Genomic DNA, 1,599 nt, shown 5'->3' on the forward strand with positions numbered 1-1,599 from the left:
TTTGCCTACGTCAAGCAATGGCGGGGGTTAGCGACGAGATACGACAAGCTCGCCATCACCTATCGAGCGGCCGTCGTGATCAGCGCGATCCTGACATGGCTCCGCCAATAAAGGAGACATGCCCTAGCGACGAGATACGACAAGCTCGCCATCACCTATCGAGCGGCCGTCGTGATCAGCGCGATCCTGACATGGCTCCGCCAATAAAGGAGACATGCCCTAGTGGAAGCAGAAAGACACGTTCGTCGTTTCCTCGAATATCTCTGGCAATCGGGCAACCATACAGGCGTGTTCACCACCAGTGAAGTGCTCACGTGGATCCACAGCGGCGGGCCCCGACAACGCTCTTACCAGGCTCAAATGCTGATCTCGATGCGGGGATACACAAAATATTGCCTCGGCTGTGGCACCGACGTTCAAGTCCCGGGCCTTCGCCTCTTACCTGGTGCTCGGTCGCGGCGTACACCTCACATCTACACCCAGCAAGAGATCGATGCCCTGCTCAGCACCTGTCCCATCATTTTCGACCCTCTCACAGCAGCCACCATGGCCACGATCATCGGGCTCCTGGTCGCCACAGGCCTACGAATCGGCGAAGCTCTCAGGGTTGAAACCAGCGATATGAACCGTGAGGACACCACGTTGCTGGTACGGGCAAACAAAGGAGGACCTCAGCGAATCATCCCACTCCATCCGACAACGATCGAAGCATTGACCGCGTACGAGACATCCTCACCCAGAAGACGTCTCGACCTCCAGACCGGCGGGCCGCTGTTCGTCAGCCGTCGTAGACGACCACACCAGGTGCCGACTATCGAAAGCTATTTCGCCAAACTTCGCAGGGCTGCTGACTTCGACTGGAACGGGACCACTCCGTGTCTGCACGATCTGCGACACACATTCGCGACTCGCGTAATGATTCACGCCTACACCTCCGAAGACGGTGTCCCTGCGAACACAATGGGACTGCTTGCCAACTGGCTCGGCCATTCCCAACCCGCTCATACCTATTGGTATGTCCAGGCCGTGCCCGAACTCTTGGCACTGGCCGCACAACGGCGGACGAATCATACGAACATGGAGTCAGAGTCATGACCTATTTGGCAACGATTCTGCAGTCGTTCTTCACCGACTACGTTCACACTCAACGGTCCTTGTCGGCCAATACCATCGCCTCCTACCGCGACACGTGGAGAATCTTCATCAAACATCTCACCACCCTCAACAGGGTCTGTGCCGATGAGCTTCGCCTCGACCACCTCGATCGGGCCACTGTCACCGGTTTCCTTGCCTATCTCAGAGATGTCCGGGCTAATACTGCGGCTACCCGCAATCATCGGCTCACCGCGATTCGTTCTCTCCTGGCTTACGCTCTACCCGACCACCCTGAATACGCGGAAACTATCCGCCAGATCCTCAGCATCAGACCGTCGAAGACCGCCACACCAACATTGGCCTACCTGAGCGAAGAAGGGACTGATGCAGGGTTAGGTGACATCTAATCTGGCTTGTTCATAGGCAAGCCTGGAAGGATAGACACCATGCCACAGCCCTACCCGAAAGAATTCCGCGACGACGTCATCCAGGTCGCTTTGAACC

General features: G+C 57.0%; 2 protein-coding genes and 1 pseudogene. All 3 read left to right on the forward strand.

Annotated elements, in window-relative coordinates; all coding sequences use genetic code 11:
* Window positions 1-111 (forward strand): annotated as a pseudogene (locus EB835_RS20110) (IS5/IS1182 family transposase); the annotation flags it as partial.
* Window positions 112-222: 111 nt separating this feature from the next.
* Window positions 223-1,095, forward strand: coding sequence for a tyrosine-type recombinase/integrase (locus EB835_RS20115; RefSeq protein WP_135811188.1), 873 nt, complete (start codon window positions 223-225; stop codon window positions 1,093-1,095).
* The gene (locus EB835_RS20120; protein ID WP_135811189.1) at window positions 1,092-1,502 is read left to right on the forward strand and encodes a site-specific integrase; all 411 of its coding nucleotides are present in this window, start codon (window positions 1,092-1,094) and stop codon (window positions 1,500-1,502) included. The genes EB835_RS20115 and EB835_RS20120 overlap by 4 nt, the downstream gene beginning before the upstream one ends.
* Window positions 1,503-1,599 lie beyond the last annotated feature (97 nt).

The sequence above is a fragment of the Brevibacterium sp. S22 genome, assembly GCF_004745485.1.
GTDB lineage: Bacteria > Actinomycetota > Actinomycetes > Actinomycetales > Brevibacteriaceae > Brevibacterium.